1 protein-coding gene and 1 pseudogene are annotated in these 1676 nt (G+C 76.3%); one reads left to right on the top strand and one right to left on the bottom strand.

Annotated elements, in window-relative coordinates:
• Positions 1-91 precede the first annotated feature (91 nt).
• Positions 92-1087 (bottom strand): aldo/keto reductase, encoded by a 996-nt coding sequence (locus ABZ885_RS40735; protein WP_360200195.1) that lies wholly within the window; start codon positions 1085-1087, stop codon positions 92-94.
• Positions 1088-1415: 328 nt separating this feature from the next.
• Here ABZ885_RS40735 and ABZ885_RS40730 point away from each other — a divergent pair.
• A pseudogene (locus ABZ885_RS40730) lies at positions 1416-1676 on the top strand (hypothetical protein); the annotation flags it as partial.

The following is a 1676-nucleotide window of genomic DNA, read 5'->3' as shown; positions in this document are numbered from 1 at the left end:
TCATCGGCACGCAGACCCGCTAGCCCAACTCCCCACCACCACCCGCACGTTCGCCCCGCGGCCCGCCGGCCCCGGGGCTCCTGGCGACCCGTCAGGCCCAGGGCAGGGCCGCCCGGGTGCGCCAGTACTCCTCGGCGGGCTCGGCGAGGGGGGCGAGCTCGGCGAGCCGGGCCTCGTCGAGGTGCAGGTCGGCGGCGGCGAGGTTGGAGGCCAGCTGTTCCGCCGCGGCGGCGCCGGAGAGCACGACGTCCGCCCAGGGCTGGGCGGCCACCGCGGCCAGGGCGAGGGCGTCGCAGGAGGTGCCCGCGCGGGTGGCGACCGCGCGCAGCGCGGCGGTGTCCGGTCCGGTGGCGTTGCGGTCGGCGAGCCGGCCGTTGGCCATGCCCTCCTTGACCACCACGAGCCACCCGGCCGCGTGCGCCGCCGCCAGTGCGGGCCCGGCGGACGGCTCCAGGACGTTCCAGGTCGACTGCACGGCGGCGAACAGCGGCCGGCCGTCCACGGTCAGCTCCAGTGCCGCGCGGACGGTGTCGGCCTGGGCGGGGCCGCTGGTGGACAGGCCGACCCGAACGCCCTCCGCGGCCAGGCCGGCCAGCCGCTCGTGCAGGGCGGGGTCGGTCAGCGCCGGGCTGTCCGGGGTGACGGAGTGCACCAGGTAGACGTCCAGGCGGGAGCCCAGCAGGGCCCGGGTCTCCTTGAGCTGACGGTCGAAGACCTCCGCCGTGTGCTCCTTGACCTCGTGCACCGGTACGCCGGAGGCCTGCCAGTCGGCGGTGTAGGTGTAGCCCCACTTGCTGCCGACCGTCACCTCGGCGGACTCGGCCGGGCGGGCGTCGAGCCACTCGGCGACGAACTGCTCGGCCCGGCCGTACGACCGGGCGGTGTCGAAGTAGCGCACGCCGGCCGCGTAGGCGGCGTCGAGCAGCTCGTGCGTGCGGCGGCGCAGCGCCTCGACGGTGCGCTCGGCCGGCAGGTCGACGTCGCGGCCGAGGGTGATGTAGCCGGGCCGGCCGACGGCGGCCGTGCCCAGGCCGAACCGGGTGAGCGGCGGCCGGGAGGTGGATCCGGTGGCAGGTGCGGCCGGCATGGCTGGGTCCCTTCGACGGTTGCGGTGGGCGGGTGCCCGATGCGCACCCGCCCGTCCGTACCCTATCCAGCGGCCGTGCGGCGCCACCCGCCGCGACCTGGGACGACCGTGCGGCGCGGTCGCCCGCGGCGGGCACGGCGGATGCGGCGGGACGCGGGCCGAACGCACCGTCAACGGGCTTTACCGGGGCTTTGCGCCTGCTCTACAGTGCTGTAGAGACCCGCGCCGCCTCCGGCAAGGACCGTCCGGCCCACACCCGGTGGCGTCCTGTCAGCCCTACCCGGCAACCAGCTCGGCCACCACCTCCGCGACACGGAAGCAGCACACTATGAGCACCAACGATCCGTCGGGTTACGGCTACCCGACCGGCGGCCAGAACCCCTACGGCCAGTCGAACCCGCACGGCCAGCAGAATCCGTACGGGGCGCAGAATCCGTACGGCCAGCAGGACCCGTACGGGCAGCAGGCGCCCTACGGCCAGCAGGCCCCCTACGGCCAGCCGCCGCAGGGCGGTTACGGCACGCCGCCGCCGTTCGCCCAGCCGCCGCAGGGCGGCTGGCCGCACTGGCCGGCCGGGGCCAGCCAGTGC

It is taken from the genome of Kitasatospora sp. NPDC047058 (assembly GCF_040643935.1).
Classification (GTDB): Bacteria; Actinomycetota; Actinomycetes; order Streptomycetales; family Streptomycetaceae; genus Kitasatospora.
This window is presented reverse-complemented; position numbering and strand designations above follow the sequence as displayed.

Bases quoted from the DNA above. Each gene is read 5' to 3' on its own strand.
- ABZ885_RS40735 (WP_360200195.1), bottom strand. From the start codon at position 1,087: ATGCCGGCCGCACCTGCCACCGGATCCACCTCCCGGCCGCCGCTCACC.